General features: G+C 59.6%; 22 protein-coding genes. 21 read left to right on the forward strand and 1 reads right to left on the reverse strand.

The genetic code is table 11. From position 1 onward, the window contains the following. Positions 1 to 18: 18 nt before the first annotated feature. Entirely contained in the window at positions 19 to 1,644 is a 1,626-nt protein-coding gene (locus CQ13_RS27690) for an ABC transporter substrate-binding protein (RefSeq protein ID WP_082637676.1), read from the reverse strand. Positions 1,645 to 1,779: 135 nt separating this feature from the next. Between CQ13_RS27690 and CQ13_RS27695 the strand changes: the two genes are divergently transcribed. The 21 genes from CQ13_RS27695 to CQ13_RS27795 all read left to right on the forward strand — a co-directional run bounded on the left by CQ13_RS27695 (position 1,780) and on the right by CQ13_RS27795 (position 22,843). Next, positions 1,780 to 2,574 (forward strand): IclR family transcriptional regulator, encoded by a 795-nt coding sequence (locus tag CQ13_RS27695; protein WP_063800164.1) that lies wholly within the window; start codon positions 1,780 to 1,782, stop codon positions 2,572 to 2,574. A 43-nt stretch (positions 2,575 to 2,617) separates the two neighbouring features. Beyond that, entirely contained in the window at positions 2,618 to 3,694 is a 1,077-nt protein-coding gene (locus CQ13_RS27700; RefSeq protein WP_057846006.1) for an S-methyl thiohydantoin desulfurase family protein, read from the forward strand. Then, positions 3,691 to 5,274 (forward strand): hydantoinase/oxoprolinase N-terminal domain-containing protein, encoded by a 1,584-nt coding sequence (locus CQ13_RS27705; RefSeq protein ID WP_057846007.1) that lies wholly within the window; start codon positions 3,691 to 3,693, stop codon positions 5,272 to 5,274. The genes CQ13_RS27700 and CQ13_RS27705 overlap by 4 nt, the downstream gene beginning before the upstream one ends. Then, positions 5,256 to 5,576, forward strand: a complete 321-nt coding sequence (locus tag CQ13_RS27710; RefSeq protein ID WP_057846008.1) for a hypothetical protein — start codon at positions 5,256 to 5,258, stop codon at positions 5,574 to 5,576. The genes CQ13_RS27705 and CQ13_RS27710 overlap by 19 nt, the downstream gene beginning before the upstream one ends. 55 nt (positions 5,577 to 5,631) lie before the next feature. Continuing rightward, positions 5,632 to 6,672 (forward strand): LLM class flavin-dependent oxidoreductase, encoded by a 1,041-nt coding sequence (locus tag CQ13_RS27715; protein ID WP_082637677.1) that lies wholly within the window; start codon positions 5,632 to 5,634, stop codon positions 6,670 to 6,672. Beyond that, positions 6,669 to 7,544, forward strand: a complete 876-nt coding sequence (locus tag CQ13_RS27720) for an FAD binding domain-containing protein (protein WP_057846010.1) — start codon at positions 6,669 to 6,671, stop codon at positions 7,542 to 7,544. The genes CQ13_RS27715 and CQ13_RS27720 overlap by 4 nt, the downstream gene beginning before the upstream one ends. Beyond that, complete coding sequence (locus CQ13_RS27725; RefSeq protein WP_057846011.1) at positions 7,541 to 8,035, forward strand: (2Fe-2S)-binding protein; 495 nt, start codon at positions 7,541 to 7,543, stop codon at positions 8,033 to 8,035. The genes CQ13_RS27720 and CQ13_RS27725 overlap by 4 nt, the downstream gene beginning before the upstream one ends. After that, a complete protein-coding gene (locus tag CQ13_RS27730) occupies positions 8,032 to 10,305 on the forward strand; it encodes a xanthine dehydrogenase family protein molybdopterin-binding subunit (protein WP_057846012.1) in 2,274 nt (757 codons plus the stop codon). Before CQ13_RS27725 ends, CQ13_RS27730 begins: the two co-directional genes overlap by 4 nt. Next, complete coding sequence (locus CQ13_RS27735) at positions 10,302 to 10,532, forward strand: MoaD/ThiS family protein (RefSeq protein WP_057846013.1); 231 nt, start codon at positions 10,302 to 10,304, stop codon at positions 10,530 to 10,532. The genes CQ13_RS27730 and CQ13_RS27735 overlap by 4 nt, the downstream gene beginning before the upstream one ends. A gap of 198 nt (positions 10,533 to 10,730) precedes the next feature. Beyond that, entirely contained in the window at positions 10,731 to 11,393 is a 663-nt protein-coding gene (gene npdG, locus CQ13_RS27740; protein ID WP_057846014.1) for an NADPH-dependent F420 reductase, read from the forward strand. A gap of 29 nt (positions 11,394 to 11,422) precedes the next feature. Beyond that, positions 11,423 to 11,932: an Lrp/AsnC family transcriptional regulator gene (locus tag CQ13_RS27745; protein ID WP_057846032.1), complete on the forward strand. Its 510-nt coding sequence runs from the start codon at positions 11,423 to 11,425 to the stop codon at positions 11,930 to 11,932. A gap of 251 nt (positions 11,933 to 12,183) precedes the next feature. Next, positions 12,184 to 12,948, forward strand: coding sequence for a coenzyme F420-0:L-glutamate ligase (cofE, locus tag CQ13_RS27750; protein WP_057846015.1), 765 nt, complete (start codon positions 12,184 to 12,186; stop codon positions 12,946 to 12,948). Next, positions 12,945 to 13,952, forward strand: coding sequence for a 2-phospho-L-lactate transferase (cofD, locus tag CQ13_RS27755; RefSeq protein WP_057846016.1), 1,008 nt, complete (start codon positions 12,945 to 12,947; stop codon positions 13,950 to 13,952). Before cofE ends, cofD begins: the two co-directional genes overlap by 4 nt. Then, positions 13,949 to 14,698: a 2-phospho-L-lactate guanylyltransferase gene (gene cofC / locus CQ13_RS27760; RefSeq protein WP_156433952.1), complete on the forward strand. Its 750-nt coding sequence runs from the start codon at positions 13,949 to 13,951 to the stop codon at positions 14,696 to 14,698. The genes cofD and cofC overlap by 4 nt, the downstream gene beginning before the upstream one ends. 29 nt (positions 14,699 to 14,727) lie before the next feature. Next, positions 14,728 to 17,187, forward strand: coding sequence for a 5-amino-6-(D-ribitylamino)uracil--L-tyrosine 4-hydroxyphenyl transferase CofH (gene cofH, locus CQ13_RS27765; protein WP_430649718.1), 2,460 nt, complete (start codon positions 14,728 to 14,730; stop codon positions 17,185 to 17,187). A gap of 582 nt (positions 17,188 to 17,769) precedes the next feature. Continuing rightward, entirely contained in the window at positions 17,770 to 18,279 is a 510-nt protein-coding gene (locus CQ13_RS27770) for a YybH family protein (RefSeq protein ID WP_063800166.1), read from the forward strand. 321 nt (positions 18,280 to 18,600) lie between these two features. After that, entirely contained in the window at positions 18,601 to 19,296 is a 696-nt protein-coding gene (locus CQ13_RS27775) for an alpha/beta fold hydrolase (protein ID WP_245309363.1), read from the forward strand. 2 nt (positions 19,297 to 19,298) lie between these two features. Further along, positions 19,299 to 20,213 carry a DUF1028 domain-containing protein gene (locus CQ13_RS27780; protein WP_057846019.1) on the forward strand — a complete coding sequence of 305 codons (915 nt, stop codon included), beginning with the start codon at positions 19,299 to 19,301 and terminating at the stop codon, positions 20,211 to 20,213. Between the two features lie 203 nt (positions 20,214 to 20,416). Continuing rightward, positions 20,417 to 21,157, forward strand: coding sequence for a GntR family transcriptional regulator (locus CQ13_RS27785; RefSeq protein WP_197427458.1), 741 nt, complete (start codon positions 20,417 to 20,419; stop codon positions 21,155 to 21,157). Then, on the forward strand, positions 21,154 to 21,942 hold the full coding sequence (locus CQ13_RS27790) for an SDR family oxidoreductase (protein WP_057846021.1): 789 nt from the start codon (positions 21,154 to 21,156) through the stop codon (positions 21,940 to 21,942). Before CQ13_RS27785 ends, CQ13_RS27790 begins: the two co-directional genes overlap by 4 nt. A 22-nt stretch (positions 21,943 to 21,964) precedes the next feature. Next, positions 21,965 to 22,843 carry an SMP-30/gluconolactonase/LRE family protein gene (locus tag CQ13_RS27795; protein WP_057846022.1) on the forward strand — a complete coding sequence of 293 codons (879 nt, stop codon included), beginning with the start codon at positions 21,965 to 21,967 and terminating at the stop codon, positions 22,841 to 22,843. Positions 22,844 to 22,895 lie beyond the last annotated feature (52 nt).

The following is a 22,895-nucleotide window of genomic DNA, read 5'->3' on the forward strand; positions in this document are numbered from 1 at the left end:
AGACGAAAATTGAGGTGCTCAGGCGAGCTTCATGCTGAAAAAGCGCTCATAACTATCCCAGCGCTTCTCAATGCCAACGAGGTCGGATCGCATGACGCGGGTCCAGTTCTCGTACCAGAGGTGCCCCCAGACAGCGTCGCCGATGATAATCTCCTGCAGGCGTTTTGCTGCTGCGAGACGCTTGCCAATGTCGGTTTCGTGCATGTTCTCATCGATCAGCTTGTCGACTTCCGGATTGGAATAGAAAGAGGTGTTGGTGCCTTTTGCTGTGCTGTGGAAGTTGAAGAACAGGTGATAGAAGGGATCGTTGATCCAAGACTGCCACGACTCGATCGAAAGCTGGTGATCGCCTTTGGTGGCGATCTGGCGGAAGGTGGCCTCGGTTTCCTTGACGATGCTCACTTTGAAGCCGATCTTCTCCAGCTCAGTCTGGAGCCAGATCGAAGCCTGCTCGTGCGGCTGCCACCCAGCGCGTACCGCAAGGTCAATCGCAATCGGCTCCTTGCCAAAGCCCGCCTCGCGCATCAACTCCTTGGCCTTTGTGATGTCGTACTTGTAGGGGCTAATCGTGCTATCGTAACCGGGCGTCAAACTCGGCACAGGGCTCTTCATCTCGGTGCCATAACCATACAGCACGCTCGGGATGATGGCCTGGACCGGTATCGCGTAATTGATGGCCTGACGCACTTTAACGTTGTTAAGCGGCGCCTTCTGCGTGTTCATGCAAAGCCAGTGACACAGGGTGTCCGGCACGGAGACGGTCTTCAAACCTGGCTCGGCTGCGAGACTCTTCACATTGCGCGGAGACAGGGTTGATCTGCCGACCACCATGTCGATGGCCTTGCGTTTGAGCAGCAGCACGCGATCGGCTTCGTTCGGCACATATTTGAAGACCACCCGATCGAAATAGGGCCGACCACGCCAGTGATCGGCCTGCGCTTCTAGGACGACCTCGACCCCTGGCTGGTTCTTCACCAGCTGATAGGGTCCGAGCCCGGCGGTGTTTCGCTTCAGCCAATTGGCAGCCCAGGGATCTTCCGCGGTCCCATTCGTCTTGACCTCATCCGGATCAAGCAGCGCGTTGTTCATGAGCGCCATCGTGTCCAGCGCCATCGGACTCGGCGAGGGCATGTTGATCTCGATCGTAAACTCGTCACGCACCTTGAAGTGCTCGGGGTTCGTTACGCCCAGAAGCCGCGGAAACAGGATGCGCATATAGCCCGGCGACTGCAGCCCGCGGTTGAGGAGATACTTCACAGTCGTTGCGTTGACATCGCGACCGCTCGGTAATTTCACGCCTTTGCGGATGTTCAGCACTAGCGTGGCGCCGCCATTTTCGAAAGACCAGGACTGGGCGATGCCGCCCTCGATCTCGCCCGGCCTTGCTTGCGACACTCCCGGCTTTCCCGCGACCGGCTGCACCTTCCACATCAGCGGACTGTCGTAAACATTGGCTTGCACAGTGTAGCCTGCCGACGTCTTGAACGAGGCCGGATCGAGCGTGTCGATGTCGGCGTCCCAGGCGACCGTCAGCGTTCGCTTTTCCTGCGCGGCAGCCAACCGAGCTTTGCCGGCGAATGTGAGGGCCGCGATGCTGGTTGCGGCAAACTTCAAGAAATCCCGACGGCGCGTGTCGCTTCTCATCTCATTCCTCTCCTGACTTTGCGCGCAGCTTGCGGGTCATCCGGTGCGCGACGGCTTGCATTGATAACTTGCATTATTGTCATCGTCCTGCTATTGTCAACTCAGTTTCAATATACGAAACATGGTGATTAAAAAGTGGGCGCAATCGAAAATGCCGCGGAAATACTTAGACTTTTTGGGCCTGGCAGGCTCGAAGTGTCGGTGACGGATGTGTCGCAGCTGTTAAAGATGCCTAAAAGCTCAGCATCTCGACTGCTGAAAACGATGCTGCAGGAGGGGTTGTTATCGCGTTCGGAGAATCCGCCGCGCTACAAGGTCGGAAATCTGCTTTTTGAGATTTCGCGCCTCTACAAGCTGAACTCATCGTTGATTGACGCGGTCGATGAGGCCGTGAGGGAAATCAGTCGAGAGACGGGACACACGGGTTACGTCTCGATCCTCGATGGTGCTGACGTTTTGGTCATCCGGATGCATCAAGGCTCTCACGCCTTGCGGGTGTTTACGCCGCTTGGCCAGCGTGCGCCGGCGTTTGCGACTGCACTCGGTCGCAGTCTGTTGGCGCGGCTTTCGGATGATGTTGTGCGCTCACTTCACGCTGAAGGTGTTATTCCGCCTTCTCCGCGCGCGCCGCAAAGCGTCGATCAGTTGCTGACTGCACTCGACCAGCCACGTCGGTTCGGTTGGGCCGAGGCCGCCGATGAGGCTATCCCTGGCGTCGGCTCGATCTCGGTAAGCGTAGCCGATCCGGAGATCGGCGAAACGGTGGGTTTCTGTATCTCTTATCCCGCCTCGCATTTGAGCGATGAAGAGAGGAGTCGCATGATCACGCTGCTTACCACCGCGGCCCAGCGGATCGCGAGTCGCTTTGGGGATCCGTTCCTTTCGCAGCGTGCGCACCGTGTGCTGGGCGGCGGCTCGACTGCTGCTTGATTTTTTTCTATCGCCGCAACTGGTTGCGGCTTGGAGGCAATAGATGAGGCAATTGAGTCCAGAGGATATCGAGGCGCTCTCGGTTGGCGCCTGGATTCTCGGAACGGGTGGTGGCGGAAGTCCGTATCACGCGCTGCTGAACTTGCGGCGCTTCTACAATGACGGCGTTCGCATCAATCTCATTGACCCCGACGAGTTGGACGATGACGATGCGGTTGCGGTCGTCTCGATTATGGGCGCTCCGCTCGTTTTCCAGGAGCGGCTGGTCGACAGCCGGCTGATCGCTCGCGCCGTCTCGGCCATGGAAGAGCATCTTGGCCGCAAGTTCAGGGCGGTGATGCCGGTCGAGATCGGTGGGGGCAATGGCATGCAGTCTTTGCTTGCTGCTGTCCATCTCAAGATTCCGGTTATCGATGCTGATGCGATGGGCCGAGCTTACCCTGAAGCGCAGATGACGAGCTTTGCGGTTGGCAATCTCGCGCCTTATCCGCTGACATCGATCGACCCGCGCGGCAATGAGGCCATCGTTGGCAAGACCTCTTCTTGGAAATGGATGGAGCGTGTGAGCCGCAAGCTTTGCACAGAATTCGGATCCATTGTCGCGACTTGCAAGGCGCCGCGCACTGGTGCGGAAGTGAAGAAGTGGGCGATCCCGCGCACCACATCCAAGGCCATCAATCTCGGAAGGGCTGTCGTCGAAGCCAACCGCCAGCATGCCGATCCGATTGCGGCCATTCTGAAAGCAGAATCGGGCAAGCTCCTGTTCTCCGGCAAAGTCGTTGAGGTGGAGCGGCGGACAACAGAGGGCTTCCTGCGCGGCCGCACCGTCATCGAGGGGCTTGGCGAGAATCACGGCAGTCAGATTCGGGTCGATTTCCAGAACGAGTGGATCGTCGTGTGGCGTGATGGGCAGGCGGTCGTGTCGACGCCCGACCTCATTTGCGTTCTCGACAGCGAATCTGGCGAAGCAATCGGAACAGAAACCATTCGCTACGGGCAGCGGACGACGGTGATCGCGCTTCCGGCTGCTCCGGTTTTCCTTTCGCCGCGCGGGCTTGACCATGTCGGCCCCCGTGCCTTCGGCTATGACATCGATTTCAAGTCGGTATTTTGCTCATGAGATGCATCGGTATTGACGTAGGTGGCACCAACACGGATGCCGTGCTGATCGACGACGGAAAGGTCGTCCAAGGCGTGAAGGTTGCCACCACGGCCGACGTCACCAGCGGCGTGGCTACGGCCATCGAGGCGCTCCATCTGAGTGCCAACCTTGCGGCCGGCATTGACGCTCTGATGATCGGTACGACCCACTTCATCAATGCGGTCGTTCAGCGTCGCCATCTTACGAAAGTTGCGGTGATCCGCATCGCGCTCCCCGCCACCAGCTCCTTGCCGCCCTTCACAGATTGGCCGGCTGGCCTCGCCGAGCTCGCCAATGGCGGCGTCTGGCAAATCGAAGGTGGTCACGATTACGATGGGCGCAGGTTCGCTACTCTCGATATCGCTGCAGCCAGGCAAATTGCGCGCGAGATCCGCAATCGCGCTCTCAAATACGTCGTCGTCAACGCACTATTCTCTCCGCTCGACCCTTCTGACGAAAAGGCGGTTGCCGCGATCCTGCGCGAGGAAATCCCGGATGTGTCGGTGACCTGCGCACATCTGCTCGGCGGGATCGGCTTGCTCGAACGCGAGAATGCGGCAATTCTTAACGCCTCTCTCATTGCGCTTGCCGAGGAGACCATCACGGCCTTCGAGCACGCCAAGTCAAAGGTCGGACTTAACGCTCCGCTTTTTGTCACGCAGAACGATGGCACCGTCGCAGAAGCCTCGCGTGCCGCCGCATACCCGGTGTTCAGCTTCGCTTCTGGCGCGACCAACTCCATGCGCGGGGCGGCCTATCTCTCTGGCCTTAAAGAAGCGGTGGTGGTCGACGTCGGCGGCACGACGGCTGATTTTGGCCATCTGCGGAACGGTTTTCCGCGGGAGGCCAACGCGGTCGTGCATATTGGGGGTGTCAGGACGCTGTTTCGCATGCCGGACCTCGTGTCCATCGGACTTGGGGGCGGCAGCCATGTCGATCTTGATGCGGGCACGATCGGACCACTTAGTGTTGGGTATCGCCTGTCCAAGGAGGCGCTTGTCTTTGGAGGGAACACCGTGACGGCAACTGACATTGGCGTCGCCGCCGGATTGATCGACCTCGGCGATCGCAAGCGTGTGGCGCACATAACTGCCGATGAGGTGAGCGGCATTTTGCGCCGCTGCAAGGAGATGCTGGAAGAGAACGTTGATCGGATGAAGACAAGCGCCGAAGACGTCACCCTCATCGCGGTCGGTGGCGGCGCGTTTCTTGTTCCTGAAGAATTGCAGGGCGTCGGGCGTGTTGTCCGCGTTCAGCACGGAGGTTGCGCAAATGCAGTTGGCGCGGCCATCGCCCAGGTCAGTGGTGAAGTCGACCAGGTCTTCCAAGGTCTGACGCGAGATGAGACCGTCGCTTCAGCGCGCAAGCTTGCCGATACCCGGGCGGTGGAGGCTGGTGCGGAGCCGGCCTCGCTCGCTTTGGTCGAGGCAGAGGACACCCCGATCGCCTATCTGCCAGGAAATGCGATGCGCGTCCGCGTCAAAGTCGTCGGAGATATTCGGTCAACCCGTATTGAGAAAACAGCCAAGGAGAAAGTCGCATGCCAGTCCGTTTCCTGATCAGCACGCTAAAGCCTGGGGTCGATCCAGCTGAATACGAGGCATGGGTGCGCGAGCGCGACTACGCTCTTGTGCGCAGCCTCGACAATTATGTGAGCTACAAGGTGCACCGCATTCGCCGCCCCATCCAGGGTGCCGAAAATTCAACGTGGCAGTACATTGAGCGGATCGAAGTCAAGAGCCTCGAGCAACATGACAAGGATCTGGCCTCGCCGGCCGGCGTTGCTCTGCGAGAGGAGCTTTATGGCAAGTTTCTCGATCGCTCGAAGAACATCTATTTCGTCAGCGATGAGATAGAATGACGTCGCATTGAGCTCTGCCTGACCCAAGACGTAAGCCGCAAAACAGGACAACAAGATGACCCTCGATCTGCTAATTCTCGGCAACGCGCCCATGATCAAGATGCTTGATCGCGTCAAGCTCGCCGAAGCGAGCGGCTACGATACGGTCTGGCTTGCCGATGAACGATTTTATCGGGAGGTCTATTCCTGCCTGAGCTATTTTGCTCAAAACACGTCGCGGGTCAGGCTCGGACCTTGTGTAACGGACCCTTATGCAAGGCACCCCGCGTTGACGGCTATGGCGATTGCGACGCTTGACGAGATTTCCAACAAGCGCGCAATTCTGGGCATCGGCGCCGGGATTTCGGGCTTTGCTGAGCTTGGCATCGATCGGAAGAAGCCCGCGCGCGCCATAAGCGAAGCGATCGAGGTCATTCGCATGCTTCTGCGAGGCGAGACTGTCGCCTATGAGGGTGAGGTCATTCAGTTCAGGGAGGGCAAGCTGAACTTCACCCCGATACGCGCCGATATCCCAATCTATGTGGCTAGTAACGGACCGCTCGGGCAACGGACCGCGGGCGCTTGCGCCGATGCCGCGTTCATGGAGGCAGGCGGCAACGCCGCGGAAGTCAAGGCGTTCCGTGCGAGACTGGATGAGGGGGCCAGGAAGGCCGGCCGCGATCCCAAATCCGTCAAACTGATCGTTCGGCTCAATGCCTGTATTGCGTCAGATGGTCAGGCCGCCCGTGACGCTCTGCGGCCGACGGTAGCACGCTTGCTCGGTGCAGGACGTCTTAAGTTTGAAACAGCTGAAGAGCAGGGGCTCACATTGCCGGAGGATATACTCGCCACCGTTCAGGGTGCCCACTACGCCGCCGGCGTGACGCCCTATCTTCCTCTGCTGCCATACGTGACCGACCGCCACATCAACGCCTTCACTCTGGCCGGCAATGTCGAGGAAGTGACCGCGCGTGTGATCGAACTGCGCTATGCCGGGGTTGATGGCATCATCACTATGCCCTTCGCCGCCGAAGGAGGTACAATCGAGGACACGATCGCCAAGATGGGCTCCGAGGTCTGGCCCGCTGTACAGGCTAACGAAGGGGTGAAGCCATGAGCTTTGATCTTCATCGGCCGGCGACAGTCACGGAGGCCGTTGACCTCGCTCAACGTTTTGCGCCGACCGCGCGCTATGTCGCCGGCGGGACCGATACGGTCATCCAGATCAATCGGAAGAAGATTGATCCCGCGCATCTGATCGATGTCGCCTGCCTGCCCGGCATGAGCGAGATCACTGAGACCGCTGACGCATTCGCCCTTGGCGCGCTGACCAAGTATCGCAGCATCGAAACCCATCCTGCGTTTCGGGGTAATTTGCGGGTGCTGCTGGAAGCTGCCAGTGTCGTCGGTGGGCATCAGGTCCGAAACATCGCCACGATCGGCGGCAATATCGTCAATGCTTCGCCAGCCGCCGATTTTGTGCCGCCGCTGCTCGCGCTCGATGCGAGTCTCGACATTACCGGCCCGAAGGGACGGCGCTCTGTCGCCTTGCGAGACTTCATCGTTGGCCCGGGACGAACCAATCTCTCACCGGTAGAGATCGTGACCAGCATCCGATTTGCCAAGCTTCCAGCCAGATCAGCAACCGCCTTCCTCAAGGAAGGGCGACGGCGTGCGATGGAGATTTCGGTCGTTTGTGTTGCTGCTTGCTTGACGCTAGAGGCTTCGACCTCGCGTTGCGCTTCCGTGCGCCTGGCCATCGGCGCCGCAAGCCCCAAGGCGTTCCGGCCCCAACAGGCGGAAGGCTTCCTCATCGGCAAACCTGCCGGGAAGGAAAGCTTTGCGGAGGCGGGCAGGCTCGCGGCAGAGGCTTCCAGTCCGATCTCTGATGTCCGCGCGTCGGCCGGTTATCGCCGCGGTCTTGTCGCCGTGATGGTAGAGCGCGCGCTGACGACGTGTTTGCAACGAATTCGGGAGCAAAATCAATGAACCGGAAAATTCTCAATATCGTTGTCAATGGCGAGAGCCATCAAGTGCTCATTGAGCCCCATTGGACGCTGCTGCAGGTCCTGCGCAACGAGATCGGCATGATGGGCACGAAAGAGAACTGCCTTGAAGCAGAGTGCGGCGTCTGTACGGTGCTGCTTGATGGAAAGGCCATTAATTCATGCATCCTGCTCGCAGGTCAGGTCGAGGGATGCTCTATCACAACAATCGAGGGGATCGGCGATCCCGAGCATCTGCATCCCCTCCAGGAAGCATTCATCGAATGCGGTGCTGTTCAGTGCGGCTACTGCATCCCGGGAATGATCCTGACGGCAAAGTCATTCCTTGATGAAAATCCGGGCTGCCGGCCCTCGCGGGACGAAATCAGGGAAGCGATCGCAGGGACCCTGTGCCGCTGTACCGGCTATCGCAAGATCATTGATGCCGTGGCAACCGCGGCAGACCGCATCGCACTCTCGGGAGCCAAGCAATGAGCGCACATACCCATCGCGTTGCCGGTCACCGCTTACCCCGACGGGATGGCGTCGGCAAGGTTACCGGAAAGCACGTCTATGCCGCAGATTTCAAGCTCCCCGGCATGCTCTACGGCAGGGTTCTGCGCAGTACGCGAGCGCACGCGCTGATCAAAAAGATCGATACGTCGCAAGCGGCTGCAATTGCGGGCGTACGGGGAATCATCACCTCGGCTGACATTCCACAGATCCGTTACGGAACGGCAGTGCGCGATACAACTGTGTTCGCAACTGATCGCGCGTTGTTCATTGGACATGCAATAGCCGCCGTTGCGGCCACCTCTCTCGAGATCGCTGAGCGCGCGCTTGCAGCCATTGAGGTCGAATACGAGGATTTGCCACCGCTGTTTGATCCGGAGGACGCGCTCGAGAGCGATATCCGGATCCATCCGGATTGGGAAACTTACAAGGCGCTCCCGATCATTTCGAGAAACCGCAATATCGCAGGTCAAGCGCGCATTCGCGTCGGCGATGCCGAAGCGGCATTCGCAAAAGCCTATAAGGTCTACGAGCATCGTTTCTCAACCGCGTTGCAGCATCCTGGATACACAGAGCCACGGGTTGCGACCGCCGACTGGGATGCGAATGGAATCGTGACCGTCTGGTGTAACACGCAATTGCCGTTCGATACGCAAACGACCTTGGCCGAGATCCTTGATCTACCGGCCGCGCGTGTGCGGGTGACCGTGCCAGGCATTGGTGGCGGCTTCGGCGGGAAGCTAAGGATCGGCGTTGAGCACTTCGCAGCTCTCCTGGCGCGCAAGACCGCGCGCCCGGTCAAGGTGATGTCGACGAGCGAAGAAGAGCTCACAGCCGCGCTTCCCCGTCAGGCCTCCATCGTTCTGCTCAAGACTGCTGTCAACAAACAAGGACATCTTCTCGCTCGAAGCGGCAGGATCATCGTGGATTGTGGCGCTTATGCAGGCTCAGGTCCGGGAACGGCTGCAATCGCGCTGCAGGTCATGGCAGGCCCTTACAAGACCGGAGCGCTCGCGTTCGAAAGCATCGCTGTCTACACCAACAAGGTCCATTCGGGCTCGTTCCGCGCTCCTGCGGGGCCGATGGCGAATTTCGCGATGGAATGCCAGATCGACATGATCGCGAAGGATCTCGGATTGGATCCTCTCGAAATGCGCCTGCGGAACGTCGTCAAGGAGGGAGACCCAGGTCCTTCCGGCGAGATTCATAGGTCTGTGAGCATCGAGGAATGCCTGCGCAAGGCAGCCGATGCGATCGGCTGGCACGATCGCAATCCGGAGCCAGGACGCGGCAAGGGGATTGCCTGCAGCTGGTGGATGACAACCGGTGGCTCGTCCGGCGTCTATGTCAAGATCAACCCTGATGGAAGTGCGACGCTTGTGAGCGGCGCCGTCGAAATTGGCACCGGCGCCATCACTGGAGCTGCTCAAATCCTGGCCGAGGAGTTGTCCCTCGATCTAACCGACGTCAACGTGACGGGAGTCGACACCCAGGCCGCCCCGTTTGACTACGGCGCTCAAGGGAGCCGCACCACTTTCTCGGTCGGCAACGCTTGTCTTGCTGCTGCCGCCGAGCTGCGGCGCCAGATGTTCGAACTCGCAGCCGAGCAGCTCGAAGCCCCGATCGAGGATATGAAACTGCAAGACAAGCATGTGGTGGCCGGCAACAAGTCGATTTCGATTGCGGAATTGGCGCGCATCTCGCGTCTTGCCGGCGGCGGGCTCATCGCGCATGGCACGGCCATTTCGCCCGCGCCCGCTTATGATCCAACGCGTGTTCAGAACCATCCGCTACCCGTATGGAATACACCGAGTTACCATGCCCATGCCGTCGACCTGTCGGTCGATCAAGCAACCGGCAAAGTGACCATCAATCGCTATGTCGTGGCCCAGGACGTCGGATATGCGATCAATCCGACCTATATCGAGGGCCAGATCGAGGGCGGCGTGGCGCAAGGTATCGGCCAGGCGCTGTCGGAAGAGATCGTTTATCAGGACGGTCGCGTCATGAATGCGAACCTGACCGATTACAAGATGCCGACAGCGATGGATGTCCCGGAGATCGAGAGCATCATCGTGGAATGCCCCTCCGCTGCCGGTCCTTACGGGGCCAAGGGCGTCGGCGAGCCACCTTGTATCGAGCCACCGGCTGCCATCGGAAATGCGATCGCAGCGGCGACCGGCTGTTGGCCGAATTCACTGCCTATGACAGCTGAAAAGATTGCCGCCGCAATGCAGGTGCAACACTCATGATCCGCGTCGAGATCAATATGCATGGAAACCTCCGTCGGTTCTTGCCCGACGGAATTGGATCCATTCAGCTTGACCTGCCCGACGGAACGACGGTTCTCAACGTGATCGACTCCTTCGCCGAGCATGAGGTCTGGCTGGCGTCGATTGGTGACGTGGTGGTGCCGTTGTCCGCCGAAGTCGAAGACGGTGCCGAACTCAATTTCTTTCCCTATCTTGAGGGTGGCTAGCATGAAATCCTTTCGTCCGGGAGGGGCTCAAAACTGTTGACCTGCCGGCGCGCTGGATTTGAAGAGCCTGTGCACGTGATGATGCGGCAGCCACTCACCTGTTGAGTGTTCGGTCTGGTGTGAATACCGTCCGGCACACTCAAGCAAAGCAAAGTTTCGCGGAAGAGTCATGCCGCAAGCAAAGAAGGTGCAATCCACATGTCGAACGCTAACCTTCCTATTTTGTCAATCGTCGGCGGCACCGGCGATCTCGGGTCTGGCCTTGCCCGCAGCTGGAGTCGCGCCGGATACTCCGTCATTCTCGGATCCCGCTCAATTGAGCGCGCTCAGGAGGCAGTCTCGCTCCTGAAGTCGGAAGGGTTCGCCAATGTCAGCGGCGACACCAACGCTGCCGCAGCTGCGAAGAGCGACATCGTCGTCGTTGCGGTTCCTTTCTCCAACTATGAGGCAAGCCTGGGCGAGATCAAAGATCCTGCCAAGAGCAAGATTGTCGTCACCGCGGTAGTGCCCCTCGTGCCGCCAAAGGTATCCGTCGTTCATCTCCCGAGTGCTGGTTCAGCAGCCCTGATAGCGCAGTCGCTGCTTGATCCAAGCTCGCGCGTGGTCGGCGCCTTCCACAATGTCGGCTCGCAGAAGCTTCATGCTGGCGGCAAGGCAGACTGCGATGTCCTGGTGTTCAGCGATGACGCCGATGCCCGCAACCAAGTGATCACGCTCGCGGACGCTGTGAGCAATCGTGGCGTCGATGGCGGTGTCCTCGCGAATTCGACCGCGGCCGAGGCTCTAACCTCCGTCCTGATCGCGATCAACCGCAAATACAAAGTGAAAGGCGCCGGCATCTCGATCTCCGGCTTGACGTGAATGGAACAACGATAGGGGCTCTCGACGCGATGCTCTCAGCCCTCGATTCTCTCGACCGTAAAATTCTGCGCGAACTCATTCAAGATGCCCGAATAAGCCACTTGGCTCTCTCCGAACGGGTCGGACTGTCAGCGACCGCCTGTGCGAGGCGCGTACTGCAAATGGAGAAAGCCGGCATCATCAAGGGTTACGCGGCAAACATCGATGTCAATGCGCTTGGTTTCCCGCTGACAGTGATCGTTCACATCACACTTGATCGCCAAAACGAGGATGCACTCGCACGCTTTGAGACTGAAATCCACAAGTGCCCCGACGTAATCTCGTGCCACCTTATGTCCGGTGCGGACGACTATCAGGTTCAAGTGCTGGCATGTGGCATGGAGGACTACGAACGTATCCATAAGCAGCAGCTATCGCGGTTGCCAGGCGTCGCGAGACTGCAATCCAGCTTTGCAATGCGCACCATAGTGAAGCGATCCATCTCTCCTGCTGCGCTCATAATGATTAGACCGGCTGGGACGCAGCGTAGAGGCAAGTGACCAACTTGGGTTAGCGGCTGTGTATGAGGCAAGCGCGAAGAGATTCATCGGCACTCCTGCAGGACGATCGCATCGAAAGAGCGTATCTGACAGTTGAGCACTTACAAGCTGCCCACGGAGAAGAAGATGGAATATAGCGGATTCGCATTGATTGGCGGCACCTCGGCGGGCACCATTTTCAAGACGAGATGCACATGTGCAAGAATTAATAATCGGGAAGTGAGCAGCCGCGAAGGGAGAAAGGCCTCGCGATGACTAGGAGCATCACTTATACCGCCCTTCGTGGGATCCCTATGGTGAGGCCGGACGACGATCTGGTGTCTATCATTGCGGATGGCCTTACTAGTGCTGGCATCGAGGTCGCCTCGGGTGACATTTTCGTAATTGCTCAAAAAATCGTCTCGAAGGCAGAAAATAGGTACGTTGATCTCGATGACGTGATCCCTTCCGCACGGGCATTGGAACTCGCAAAAACGGTTGGAAAGGACCCGCGGCACATCGAGGTGGTGCTCTCGGAGTCAAGCGAGATCATCCGCTCCAGGCAGAACGTGATCATCGTTGCTCACCGCCTTGGGTTCGTGATGGCGAATGCCGGGATCGATCAATCCAATATCGATCAAGGTCACAGTCATCGCGTGCTGCTGCTGCCAAAAGATCCGGATGACAGTTGCGAGCGCTTGAAGTCCGGGCTCGATCAACATTTCGGCGTTAATGTCGCAGTGGTCATGAACGACAGCTTCGGTCGGCCTTGGCGCAACGGTGTTGTTGGGGTGGCAATCGGATGTGCAGGGCTGCCTGCACTTCAGAATATGATTGGGGAGCCCGATTTGTTCGGACGGCCCATGCAGGTGACGGAGATCGCCGTGGCTGATGAACTGGCAGCGGCCGCGTCGTTGGTGATGGGACAGGCAGCCGAGGGACAACCGATCGTCCACGTCCGCGGACTGTCATGTCAGGCGCCGGCAAAGCCTGCCTCGGTTCTTGTCCGTCCGAAGGCGCAGGATCTTTTCAGATGAAGGGACCTTCTCATCTGTCTGATGAGGGCCGTGTGGTGGCCCTCTGCGGGGGAGTCGGAGGAGCAAAACTTGCTCTCGGCTTGCAGCACCTCCTCGGAGAACGTCTGACCGTTGTTGTAAATGTCGCGGACGATTTCGAGCATCTCGGGCTACATATCTCCCCGGACCTGGATACAGTGCTTTATACGCTCGGTGGTTTGAGCGACCAGCAACGTGGTTGGGGTCGATCCGATGAGACCTGGAACTTCATGGGGGCTTTGAAGGAAATCGGCGGGCAGACCTGGTTCTCCCTTGGCGATCGCGACATGGCCATGCATGTGGAGCGAACCCGCCGGCGGCTAAGCGGTGAAACTCTCACAGCCATTTCGATCGATATTGCACGTCGCTTCGGCGTTCGTTCAAACGTGCTGCCCATTACCAACAACAAGCTTTCCACCATCGTTGTAAGTACGGAAGGTGAACTCGAATTCCAACGCTATTTTGTTGGGCGGCGCTGCGAGCCGGCGGTCAAGCAGATCCGATTCAGTGGGACCGAAAGCGCCCGCCTCACACAGGAGGTGCTTCAGGCTCTTGACGCTGATGATCTCCGCCTCATCATCCTATGTCCGTCCAACCCTTATCTGAGCATCGATCCGATGCTGGCTGTTCCAGGAATGACGGAAAAATTGCGAGCGGCCCGTGTTCCTGTCATCGCCATTTCCCCGATCATAGGGGGCCAAGCCATCAAAGGGCCGACACGAAAGATCATGGACGAGCTCGGCCTTGAAGCCACAAACCGAGAGATTGCGAGACATTACGCCGGGCTGATCGATGGCTTGATCATAGACACGACGGATGCCGAAGGGGCTGCCGACCTTGGCATCGACGTGCATCTGGCACCAACATTGATGACTGGATTGCAATCAAAAATCGCCCTCGCGGAGCACGCGCTTATGTTCGGCAATAGCCTTCGAACAAAGCGCAAGGGACAGGAAAAAGGACCCTTGAGCGGAGGTGTATCGTGACCAGCCCTGATGCATGGGTAATTGTCCCGGCTAAGATGTTCTTGCGCGCAAAGCAGCGGCTCTCATCATTTTTGACCGCATCCGAGCGCGCCACATTGGCGCGTACCATGCTGACCGATGTTCTTGAGGCAGCATGCAGCGTGCCGACGTCGAAGAAAGTCGCTGTTGTCACCAGTGCAGACGATGTCGCGCGAGAAGCAGCTCGCTTAGGTGCTGTTGTCATTGATGACGGCGGCGCGAACGGAACGAACGAGGCAATCGCGGCAGGTCTCGCAGGGGTCGAAAAGAGGGGAGGCCGGCTTGTCGTCGCTCTGCCGAGCGATGTGCCCGCGATCATGAGCGAAGATATTTCAACGCTTCTTCAGGCCGCGGAGCGCAACCGTGTAGTGATCGTGCCGGCGCCACGCGATGGCGGCACGAACGCCGTTGCGTTCACCTTGGCGCGGCCATTGCAGCCGTGTTTTGGCCCCGACAGCTTTGCCCGCCACATCGCCGCAGCCGATCGCCTCAGCATCGACCCCATCGTGTGCCGCAATGCAAGAATTGGGCTTGATCTCGACAGTCCCGCCGATCTCTTTGATTTTCTTGACCTGAGCACGTTGACCGCGACCGATCGCTATTTGCGTTCCATCAATCTGGGGGAACGGCGACGTGCGGAGGTGCTGGACACAGCCGCCCGATCGTTGATGCGGGCGGCAGAAATGAGTTCGCCGTTGGTTGCGCAAATGAGGGAAGCTCCGTTGTAATTCGCGGAGCGTGAGGAGTTCTGAAAATGATGGATCGGATGCTTCTGGACACGCTAAGGCAAAGCGAAATTTCCGCTTCCGAGGTCCTATCTCTGGTCAGCGACGTATCTCTTTCCGATCTCATGGCGATGGCGGCATCGAGGCGGGATGAGGCCCACGGCAGAAAGATCTCCTACTCGCGAAAGGTCTTCATTCCGCTTACGCAGCTATGCCGGGATGTCTGCCACTACTGCACATTTGCCCATGCCCCCCAAAGAGGGCAGCGCGCCTACCTCACCATCGGTGAGGTGCTCGCGATCGCGCGTGTCGGTCGTGAGGCCGGATGCAAAGAGGCGCTATTTACGCTGGGTGATAAGCCTGAGCTGCGCTACGGCCAAGCCCAGCGTGAGCTGCACGAAATGGGGTTTGCATCGACCCTCGCTTACCTCCAAGAGGCCGCGCGCGCGGTTTTCTGCGAGACAGGCCTATTGCCGCATCTCAATCCAGGCTTGATGGAGGCCGATGATATCGCAAACTTGCGCAAGGTCTCCATCTCGCAAGGGATTATGCTCGAGAGCGCCTCCGCACGGCTGTGCGAGCCCGGGGGACCGCATTTCGGTTCACCTGACAAGGATCCAGCAAGGCGGCTGCAGACGATTGAACTCGCCGGCCAGCTCTCTGTCCCCTTCACGACCGGACTGCTGGTCGGTATCGGTGAGACGCCGCTTGAGCGCATCTCGTCGCTGCTAGCATTGCGCAATCTGGACGAACGCCACGGACACATTCAGGAAATCATTATCCAGAACTTCAGGCCGAAGCCGAATACGCGGATGAGACATGCGTCGGCGCCGACACTGGAAGAGCATGTGTGGACCATTGCATTGGCGCGCTTGCTGTTCCGGCCCGATATGAACATCCAGGCGCCGCCCAATCTCAGCCCTGGCGTACTGGACATGATCTTGGGCGCTGGGATCAATGACTGGGGCGGCGTGTCCCCGGTCACGCCGGACCATGTCAATCCCGAGGCGCCTTGGCCGCATCTCGCGCGTCTTGCCGAGGCCACCGCCGAATGCGGCAAGAAGCTCGTCGAACGTCTCGCGGTTTATCCAGCCTATGCGCGTCAGTATGCACGCTGGACCGACACATCGCTGCAGAAAAGCCTGCTAGGTCTTATCGACGGAAGAGGGTGGCCGCGTTCGGACGAATGGTGCCCTGGAACGAGGGGCGATCCGCCTGCCGATGACCTTGTGATGCTGCGTGAAGAGGCCAACTTGCCCGCGCTCTTGAGCGGCAGCGTAGGTAGAATTGTCGCAAAGGCTCAATCTGGGACACGGCTCGAAGAAGCAGAGATCGTGTCGCTGTTCGAGGCCGAGGAGCGCGATTTCATAGCCGTCTGCCGCGCCGCAGATGAGCTGCGCCGCTCCGTCAATGGCGACACAGTCAGCTATGTCGTCAACCGAAACATCAACTACACCAACATCTGTTACTTCAGGTGCCAGTTCTGCGCGTTCTCGAAAGGAAAGCTCGCCGAGAATTTGCGCGGGCGGCCTTACGATATCGCGATGGATGAGATCGGACGGCGCGCCCGCGAAGCCTGGGAGCGCGGCGCGACCGAGGTTTGCATGCAGGGCGGCATCCATCCCTCCTACACCGGCGCGAAGTATCTTGAGATCTGCCGGACCGTAAAGCAGTTCACGCCTGAGGTGCATATACATGCTTTCTCCCCGCTCGAGGTGTTCCAAGGCGCCAGGACGCTCGGAATTTCGGTCGATGAGTTTCTGCGGGAGTTGAAGAAAGCCGGACTTGGCACATTGCCCGGGACGGCCGCGGAAATCCTCGACGACGAAGTCCGCGCCATTTTGTGTCCCGACAAGATCAACACGGCGCAGTGGCTGCAGATCATGGGAACGGCCCATAGAGCGGGATTGCGCAGCACCGCAACCATCATGTTCGGCCATGTTGATCGCTACGAGCATTGGGCCAAGCATCTCTTGCGCATCCGGGATCTTCAAGCCGAGACCGGCGGCTTCACCGAATTCGTCCCATTGCCGTTCGTCCACATGGAAGCCCCGATCTATTTGAAGGGGTGCTCGCGCAAGGGGCCGACGTTTCGCGAAGTCGTTCTCATGCACGCGATCGGACGGCTCGTATTCCACTCGAGGATCTCCAACATTCAGACGTCGTGGGTGAAGCTCGGGCAAAAAGGCATTCGTGCCTGCCTTGAAGCTGGCGTGAACGATCTCGGCGGCACGCTGATGGATGAAACGATCTCGCGCTCAGCCGGTGCCCAGCACGGCCACGAGATGGCTCCGAAGCAAATGGAAGATCTTATCCGCGAAATGGCACGCCTGCCGCGCCAACGTACGACGGTCTATGGCGATGTTACGCATGATCGCTATCTAGCGTCGCAGAACCCGCCAGCGCTAAAGCCGATTGTTACTGGACTAGACGACCGCCGCGATAGGGCAGACGTGCCAGAGCCCCGTGCCACCGCTTTTGACATGACCTAGCGGAGCGGGGGGCGTTCGCGCGCCCCTTGGGCAATGCCGGAATGCCTCTCCCAGCGCTTGACGTCTGTTTTGATTTGTGATCACATATCTAAGATTTGGAGGAGCCCGGAGTGAGCCGAATTATCGCGCCAGCGCACGCTTTCGGCTGGCTATTGGTCGCCCACGTTTCGATCGGCCACCCCTGTGCGCAGATGCTCGCAGTAGCACGCAGTTCAAGTTTGGTGCGGGCGCTCGATGCGCTGTGTCGCAATGGCCATAGGATCAATGCATTCATCGTCGTTGAGTTGGTGGCGGTGCCTCGCGAGGTGTCCCGGTGCATCGTTGGCCTGATCGACATCCTGCGATCACCGGAAACAGCATCATCGTCTCGCTTAAGGTCTCGCCATTTCGCGTTTCGCGCCGCGCGCGCTCAGCTGGTCCGCTCAGAACTGCTGTCCAGAAAGTCTGAAGACGGCCAAGGCTTCGGAATCATCCAAGCAAGTACGAGAATCTGCCCTGGTCCTTGGACCACAGGCCGATGAGGTCGCCAATCTGGGGGATCCTCGGCGGCCTATTTCACGATCACACCACCCAGGAGCATCCATGCCGACTGTAGATGAGAACCGAGCAGCCATTTTGAAAGTACACCGCGACTGGTGGGCCGCCAATTACAAGTGGGACATCCCCTTGATGCGAACCTGCTTCCCGAGTGGCACCGCATTCTTGAATTTCAACCTAAGCGGCGATCCGTACTTCGGTCGCGAAGAACTTACCGCCTTCTGGGAGTGGTTCAAGGACACGCCGCGCTCGAAACCTGCAGTCATGCACATCTGGCGTCTGGATGTCCGCGGCGACATGGCTTACCTGCTTTGCGAAGGCAACTTCGAGACCCTCGAGAAGCCGGAACAGTACCTGCGCAGCACCGAGATCTACGTGCGCAACGACGGAGAGGGAAAGCCGGAGTGGAAGATCTGGCACTTCCACTGCTCGGAGATGGCGCCAAAAGATAAGATCCGGCAGCCGTTCGGCGATAGCTATGCCACCCGCGGTGTGGGCTATCTACCGCCCAGTTTTGGCAAGAGCTTCTCGGTCACGGACGACCAAAAGCCATAACCCAAGCGACCAGCCTGTCGGGGGCCGGCAGGATATCACACTCCGGCGGGACGGGTTGGTCCCGCCGGTGCTGCAAGGAAATTCAGAACAGATTTTGCAGCGGAAGTTCCTGTCCCATCTACCCCAGAAAAGCGGATGGACTGCGATGGCCGAGCATTCGTTGGAATCAAAGAGCGCCCCGCACTTGAGTGTCCTTTCCGCCTTTCAGGACGTCGTGCCCGTGGAGCATTCATGAGACGGCTCACTATCAAGCGACCAGTCGGCACGATTGCCGTCTCTTACTATGACGGGATGGATACGAGTAGGCTGCCAATCTTGTTCGTGCATCCGATCAATCTGAGGGGCTCGGCGTGGGCGGAGATCGTACCGGCGTTCGCCGACCGGTTCGCGATCGTCCCTGACATGCGTGGATTCGGTGACTCGCCGCCGGCCGAGCAATACGACATTGCGAGGTGGGCCAAAGACTGCATCGACGCCGTCGACCGGGCGGGCGTCGATCGCTTCCACGCCATCGGCGGCTCGCTTGGTGGAGCAATCTCAGTCTATCTCGCAGCCGCCGAGCCCAAACGGGTCATCTCGGTTGTTGCGGTGGGCAGCCAGCTCTACTCGCGAGATCCCGACAATGCGGCGGTGCTATCCACCCTCGAACATCACACCGTCACCGAGATGTTTGAGTTAGTCCTGCCGAAATACGCCCTCGCTCCGAACGCATCCGCCGAGGTGGTGGCCAAGGCCATGGCATTGCGCAATCCCAACAGCAAGGATGACATGCGTCGCGTGTGGCGTGCCGCCTGCGCGGCCGATATTCGGGCCCTGGTGGCTAGTGTCAGCTGTCCTGTGACGGTTGTGACCGGCGAGTTCGACCTTACCTGCCCTCCCGCGGCCGGCGCGGAAATGGCAGCCATGCTGCATGCCCCACACGTTCTCCTGCCCGGCATCGGTCATTTGCCGATGCTGGAAGATCCGCCGGCTTTGATAGCCGCGATCAAGGCGCATCTCAAACGTGTGGAGTTCTGAAGATGACGTATTCGATTGTCGCCAGAGACGCAATCACCGGCGAGCTGGGTGTGGCCAGCCAGTCGCATTATTTTGCTCTTGGGCGCGTTGTGACGTTTGCGCGAGCCGGCGTTGGTGCAGTTGCGACCCAGTCTTTCGTCGATCCGGCTTACGGGCCGAATGGGCTAGATCTTATGGCCTCAGGCGCGTCGGCGGAGTCGGCGCTAACGAGTCTGCTCGCAAAGGACGCCGAGCGAGAACTTCGCCAGGTCGCGTTCCTCGATGCCGCCGGCGGGACAGCCATGTTCACTGGCGATCGCTGCGTTCCGTACCGGGCTCAGCTAGAGATCAATAACGTTGTGGTGCTGGGCAACATGCTCGCCAGCGACGACGTCGTTCCTGCCATGCTGGCAGCATATGAGAACACTGCCGGCTCACTCGTCGAGCGTATGCTCGCGGCCATGGATGCAGGTGAGGCCGCCGGAGGTGACGCCCGTGGCCGAATGTCGGCCGCGCTCCTTGTGGTTTCTGCCGATACCGGTCCAGCGCCTTGGAGTAACCGGGTCATCGATGTACGAGTTGACGAGCATCCGGCCCCGCTCGTCGAATTGCGCAGGCTCGCCAAGCTGTGTCAGGCACACGCGATCTTCGGCGCCTCTGTCTTCACACCTGGGCTGCTCTCGCGCGAAGCGGCAGCGACAGGTCCGCAGCTTGCGGAAGCACTGCGTACGCTCACGGACGCTCAGGCACTGATCGGCGCTGACCTCGAGCCAACCTTCTGGAAGGGTGTGCTGCTGATCCGCGCCGGCGAGATTTGCTCGGGAAAGAAACTCGTTGCCGCCACGGTCGCGGCGCGACCGCAGTACCGGGCCTTCGTGGAGGGCCTGCACGCGGTCGGAATCCTTCAGCTGTCATCGAACGAACTGCTCGGTGCGTGAAAAGTCGAACCTCCTTGCCTCCGGTCCGCGGCTGTTTGCTGCTGCAGGCCCTCGTCGGTCTGGATGGGCCGCACTCAAGCCGAGACGATCGACAACGCTTCGCCCGCTGCCACAACGCGCAGTTCGGAATATCGATTCGCCCATCGAGCCACTGTTGACGGAATTTTCGTAATGTGATCACATATCTCATATAGGGAGGGACTTTGGAAAAGAGCAACATCATTGCCTTGCCGCCATCGCCATCCGTTGCCCGAGGCTCGATGACGGATCAGGTTTACCGACATCTGAGAGATGGCCTGATGGCGGGCCGCTTTGCGCCGGGCCAGAGGCTGACAATCCGCGATCTTGCCGAGGCGCTGGGCTCGAGCCCAATGCCGGTGCGCGAGGCGCTCCGCCGCCTGCAAGCCGAAGGTGCCTTCGAATTCAGCGGTACGGCGCGGCTGAGCGTTGGTCAGCTGTGCGAGGCGCAGCTGCGGGATGTGCGCGATGCGCGCGTGGCACTCGAGGGGCTGCTGGCGGAGCACGCAGCCGCGCGCATGACGTGGGTCGATGATGACGAGGTCAGGCAGCTCTACGGTCGGCTTCAGGCAGCCGCTGACGCAGTCGATGTGACCGCTTATCTCTGGACGAATTTTGCCTTTCACCGGCGGATCTATCAGATCGCGCAGGCCCCGATGATTCTCGGCGCCGTCGAGAATTTCTGGCTGCTCATTGGTCCCTGTTTTGTGCTCGTTGCGCCCGACGCTGCCCACCTGCAGCGCTCCATGGAGGCGCACCGCCAGATCCTCGATGCGCTGCTGGATCGCGACGCCCCCGCCGCGCGCGCGGCCGTGACCGACGACATCATGCAGGCGGCCAATTGCCTGTCTCGCGTTCTCGACAAAGCGGCTAAGGAGCGCTCCGTTGCTGCTCCAAGACGCAGGCGGGGAGATATACCGGAATGAGTGTGTTGCAGCGTCTTGTGCCTTACCCGGAGCTGCGTGTCCTGATCTCGGCAGGCGCGTCCGGTATTGGCGCCGCACTTGCCGGAGCCTTCGTTGAGGCAGGTGCGCATGTGCATATCTGCGACGTCAACAAGGATGCGCTTGCAGCCTTCCGCGAACGGCATCCAAAGGTGCTTGCCACAAAGGCCGACGTGTCGGATCGCGAGGCGGTCGCCACCGTCTTTCGCGCGCAAGCTGCGCGTTGGAGCGGTCTCGACGTACTCATCAACAATGCGGGCATTGCCGGACCGACCGGCGGAATCGACGCTATTGCAGAGTTCGACTGGCAGCAAACAATCGACATCAACCTCAACGCGCAGTACCGCTTCGCCTGTCCCGCGGTGCCGATGCTTCGCCAATCGCGCTATGGGCAGATCATCTGCATGGCCTCCGTTGCCGGCCGGCTCGGCTATGCATGGCGTACCCCGTACGCCGCAACGAAATGGGCCATTGTCGGGCTCGTCAAATCGCTTGCCGCTGAACTCGGTCCCGAGGACATCCGCGTCAACGCGCTCTTGCCCGGCATCGTCGAGGGCCCGCGAATGGAAGGCGTGATCCGCGCGCGCGCCGAGCAGCTCCATACCAGCTACGACACGATGCGCCAGGAATACCTTAAGAAGATCTCATTGCGTCGCATGGTGACGGCCGAGGACGTTGCCGCCATGGCCCTATTCCTCTGCTCGCCAGGTGGACGCAATGTGACCGGCCAGGCGATCAGCATCGACGGGAACGTGGAATATCTATGAACCGTAAGAACGGGGGACGAATTTGCAGATCGAGATCGTGGCGGATCTGAAGACGACGCTTGGCGAAGGCCCGCTTTGGGACGTCGAGCAGCAGCGTCTGTACTGGATAGACAGCATTGATGGTCGCGTTTTTCGCACGACCGCAGATGGAGGCGAGCTTCGCGCCTGGGACGTCGGGGCGAAGATCGGCTCGATGGCGCTGCGGCGCGACGGTACGCATGCGCTCGTTGCGCTCCAATCGGGAGTGCATGATCTCGATCTGGAGAGCGGCGCGCTGACGCTGATCGCAACACCCGAGACACATTTGCCGCGCAATCGGCTGAATGACGGTAAAGTCGATCGCCGAGGACGTTTCCTGTTTGGCTCCATGGATACGCTGGAGGCCGAGGCTTCGGGCCGTCTCTATCGGCTCGATCCCGATCTTTCGCTGCACGTCTTGGACGAGAAGATCATCGTCTCCAATGGCCCGTGCTGGAGCCCGGACGACCGGACCTTCTATTTCGCCGACACCTGGACGGGAGAGATCTGGGCCTACGACTATGACATCGAGACCGGTGCTGCGACGAAGCGGCGTCGTTTCGCGCCAGTGGATCGTTCGAATGGCGGTGCCGCGGACGGCGCTACCGTCGATGGAGAAGGCTTCCTATGGCAGGCGCTGGTCTACGATGGAAAGCTCGTGCGCTACGCGCCGGACGGCAGCCTTGACCGCATTATCGAGATGCCGGTGCGCAAGGTCACGAGCGTGATGTTCGGTGGTCCCAATCTGGACATTCTGTTCGTGACGTCCATGGCGAAGCCGCCCTTGCCGCGCTTTCCCGATGACGGACAGCAGCGCGGCGCGCTATTTGCAATCACGGGGCTCGGCATCAAGGGCATCCCGGAGCCGCGCTTCGGGAGCTGAGCCGGCCAAGACAGCTTCATCAAACGGCAGGCAAGGGCGCTCCATGCTGTCC

It is taken from the genome of Bradyrhizobium retamae (assembly GCF_001440415.1).
Lineage (GTDB): Bacteria > Pseudomonadota > Alphaproteobacteria > Rhizobiales > Xanthobacteraceae > Bradyrhizobium > Bradyrhizobium retamae.

What these genes read in the sequence shown, in the direction of transcription:
- CQ13_RS27715 (WP_082637677.1), top strand. Translation starts at nt 5,632, where the DNA reads ATGACCCTCGATCTGCTAATTCTCGGCAACGCGCCCATGATCAAGATG.
- npdG (WP_057846014.1), top strand. Translation starts at nt 10,731, where the DNA reads ATGTCGAACGCTAACCTTCCTATTTTGTCAATCGTCGGCGGCACCGGC.
- cofE (WP_057846015.1), top strand. Translation starts at nt 12,184, where the DNA reads ATGACTAGGAGCATCACTTATACCGCCCTTCGTGGGATCCCTATGGTG.
- CQ13_RS27705 (WP_057846007.1), top strand. Translation starts at nt 3,691, where the DNA reads ATGAGATGCATCGGTATTGACGTAGGTGGCACCAACACGGATGCCGTG.
- cofD (WP_057846016.1), top strand. Translation starts at nt 12,945, where the DNA reads ATGAAGGGACCTTCTCATCTGTCTGATGAGGGCCGTGTGGTGGCCCTC.
- CQ13_RS27690 (WP_082637676.1), bottom strand. Translation starts at nt 1,644, where the DNA reads ATGAGAAGCGACACGCGCCGTCGGGATTTCTTGAAGTTTGCCGCAACC.
- CQ13_RS27720 (WP_057846010.1), top strand. Translation starts at nt 6,669, where the DNA reads ATGAGCTTTGATCTTCATCGGCCGGCGACAGTCACGGAGGCCGTTGAC.
- CQ13_RS27790 (WP_057846021.1), top strand. Translation starts at nt 21,154, where the DNA reads ATGAGTGTGTTGCAGCGTCTTGTGCCTTACCCGGAGCTGCGTGTCCTG.
- CQ13_RS27725 (WP_057846011.1), top strand. Translation starts at nt 7,541, where the DNA reads ATGAACCGGAAAATTCTCAATATCGTTGTCAATGGCGAGAGCCATCAA.
- CQ13_RS27745 (WP_057846032.1), top strand. Translation starts at nt 11,423, where the DNA reads ATGCTCTCAGCCCTCGATTCTCTCGACCGTAAAATTCTGCGCGAACTC.
- CQ13_RS27770 (WP_063800166.1), top strand. Translation starts at nt 17,770, where the DNA reads ATGCCGACTGTAGATGAGAACCGAGCAGCCATTTTGAAAGTACACCGC.
- cofH (WP_430649718.1), top strand. Translation starts at nt 14,728, where the DNA reads ATGGATCGGATGCTTCTGGACACGCTAAGGCAAAGCGAAATTTCCGCT.
- CQ13_RS27780 (WP_057846019.1), top strand. Translation starts at nt 19,299, where the DNA reads ATGACGTATTCGATTGTCGCCAGAGACGCAATCACCGGCGAGCTGGGT.
- CQ13_RS27730 (WP_057846012.1), top strand. Translation starts at nt 8,032, where the DNA reads ATGAGCGCACATACCCATCGCGTTGCCGGTCACCGCTTACCCCGACGG.
- CQ13_RS27710 (WP_057846008.1), top strand. Translation starts at nt 5,256, where the DNA reads ATGCCAGTCCGTTTCCTGATCAGCACGCTAAAGCCTGGGGTCGATCCA.
- CQ13_RS27735 (WP_057846013.1), top strand. Translation starts at nt 10,302, where the DNA reads ATGATCCGCGTCGAGATCAATATGCATGGAAACCTCCGTCGGTTCTTG.
- CQ13_RS27700 (WP_057846006.1), top strand. Translation starts at nt 2,618, where the DNA reads ATGAGGCAATTGAGTCCAGAGGATATCGAGGCGCTCTCGGTTGGCGCC.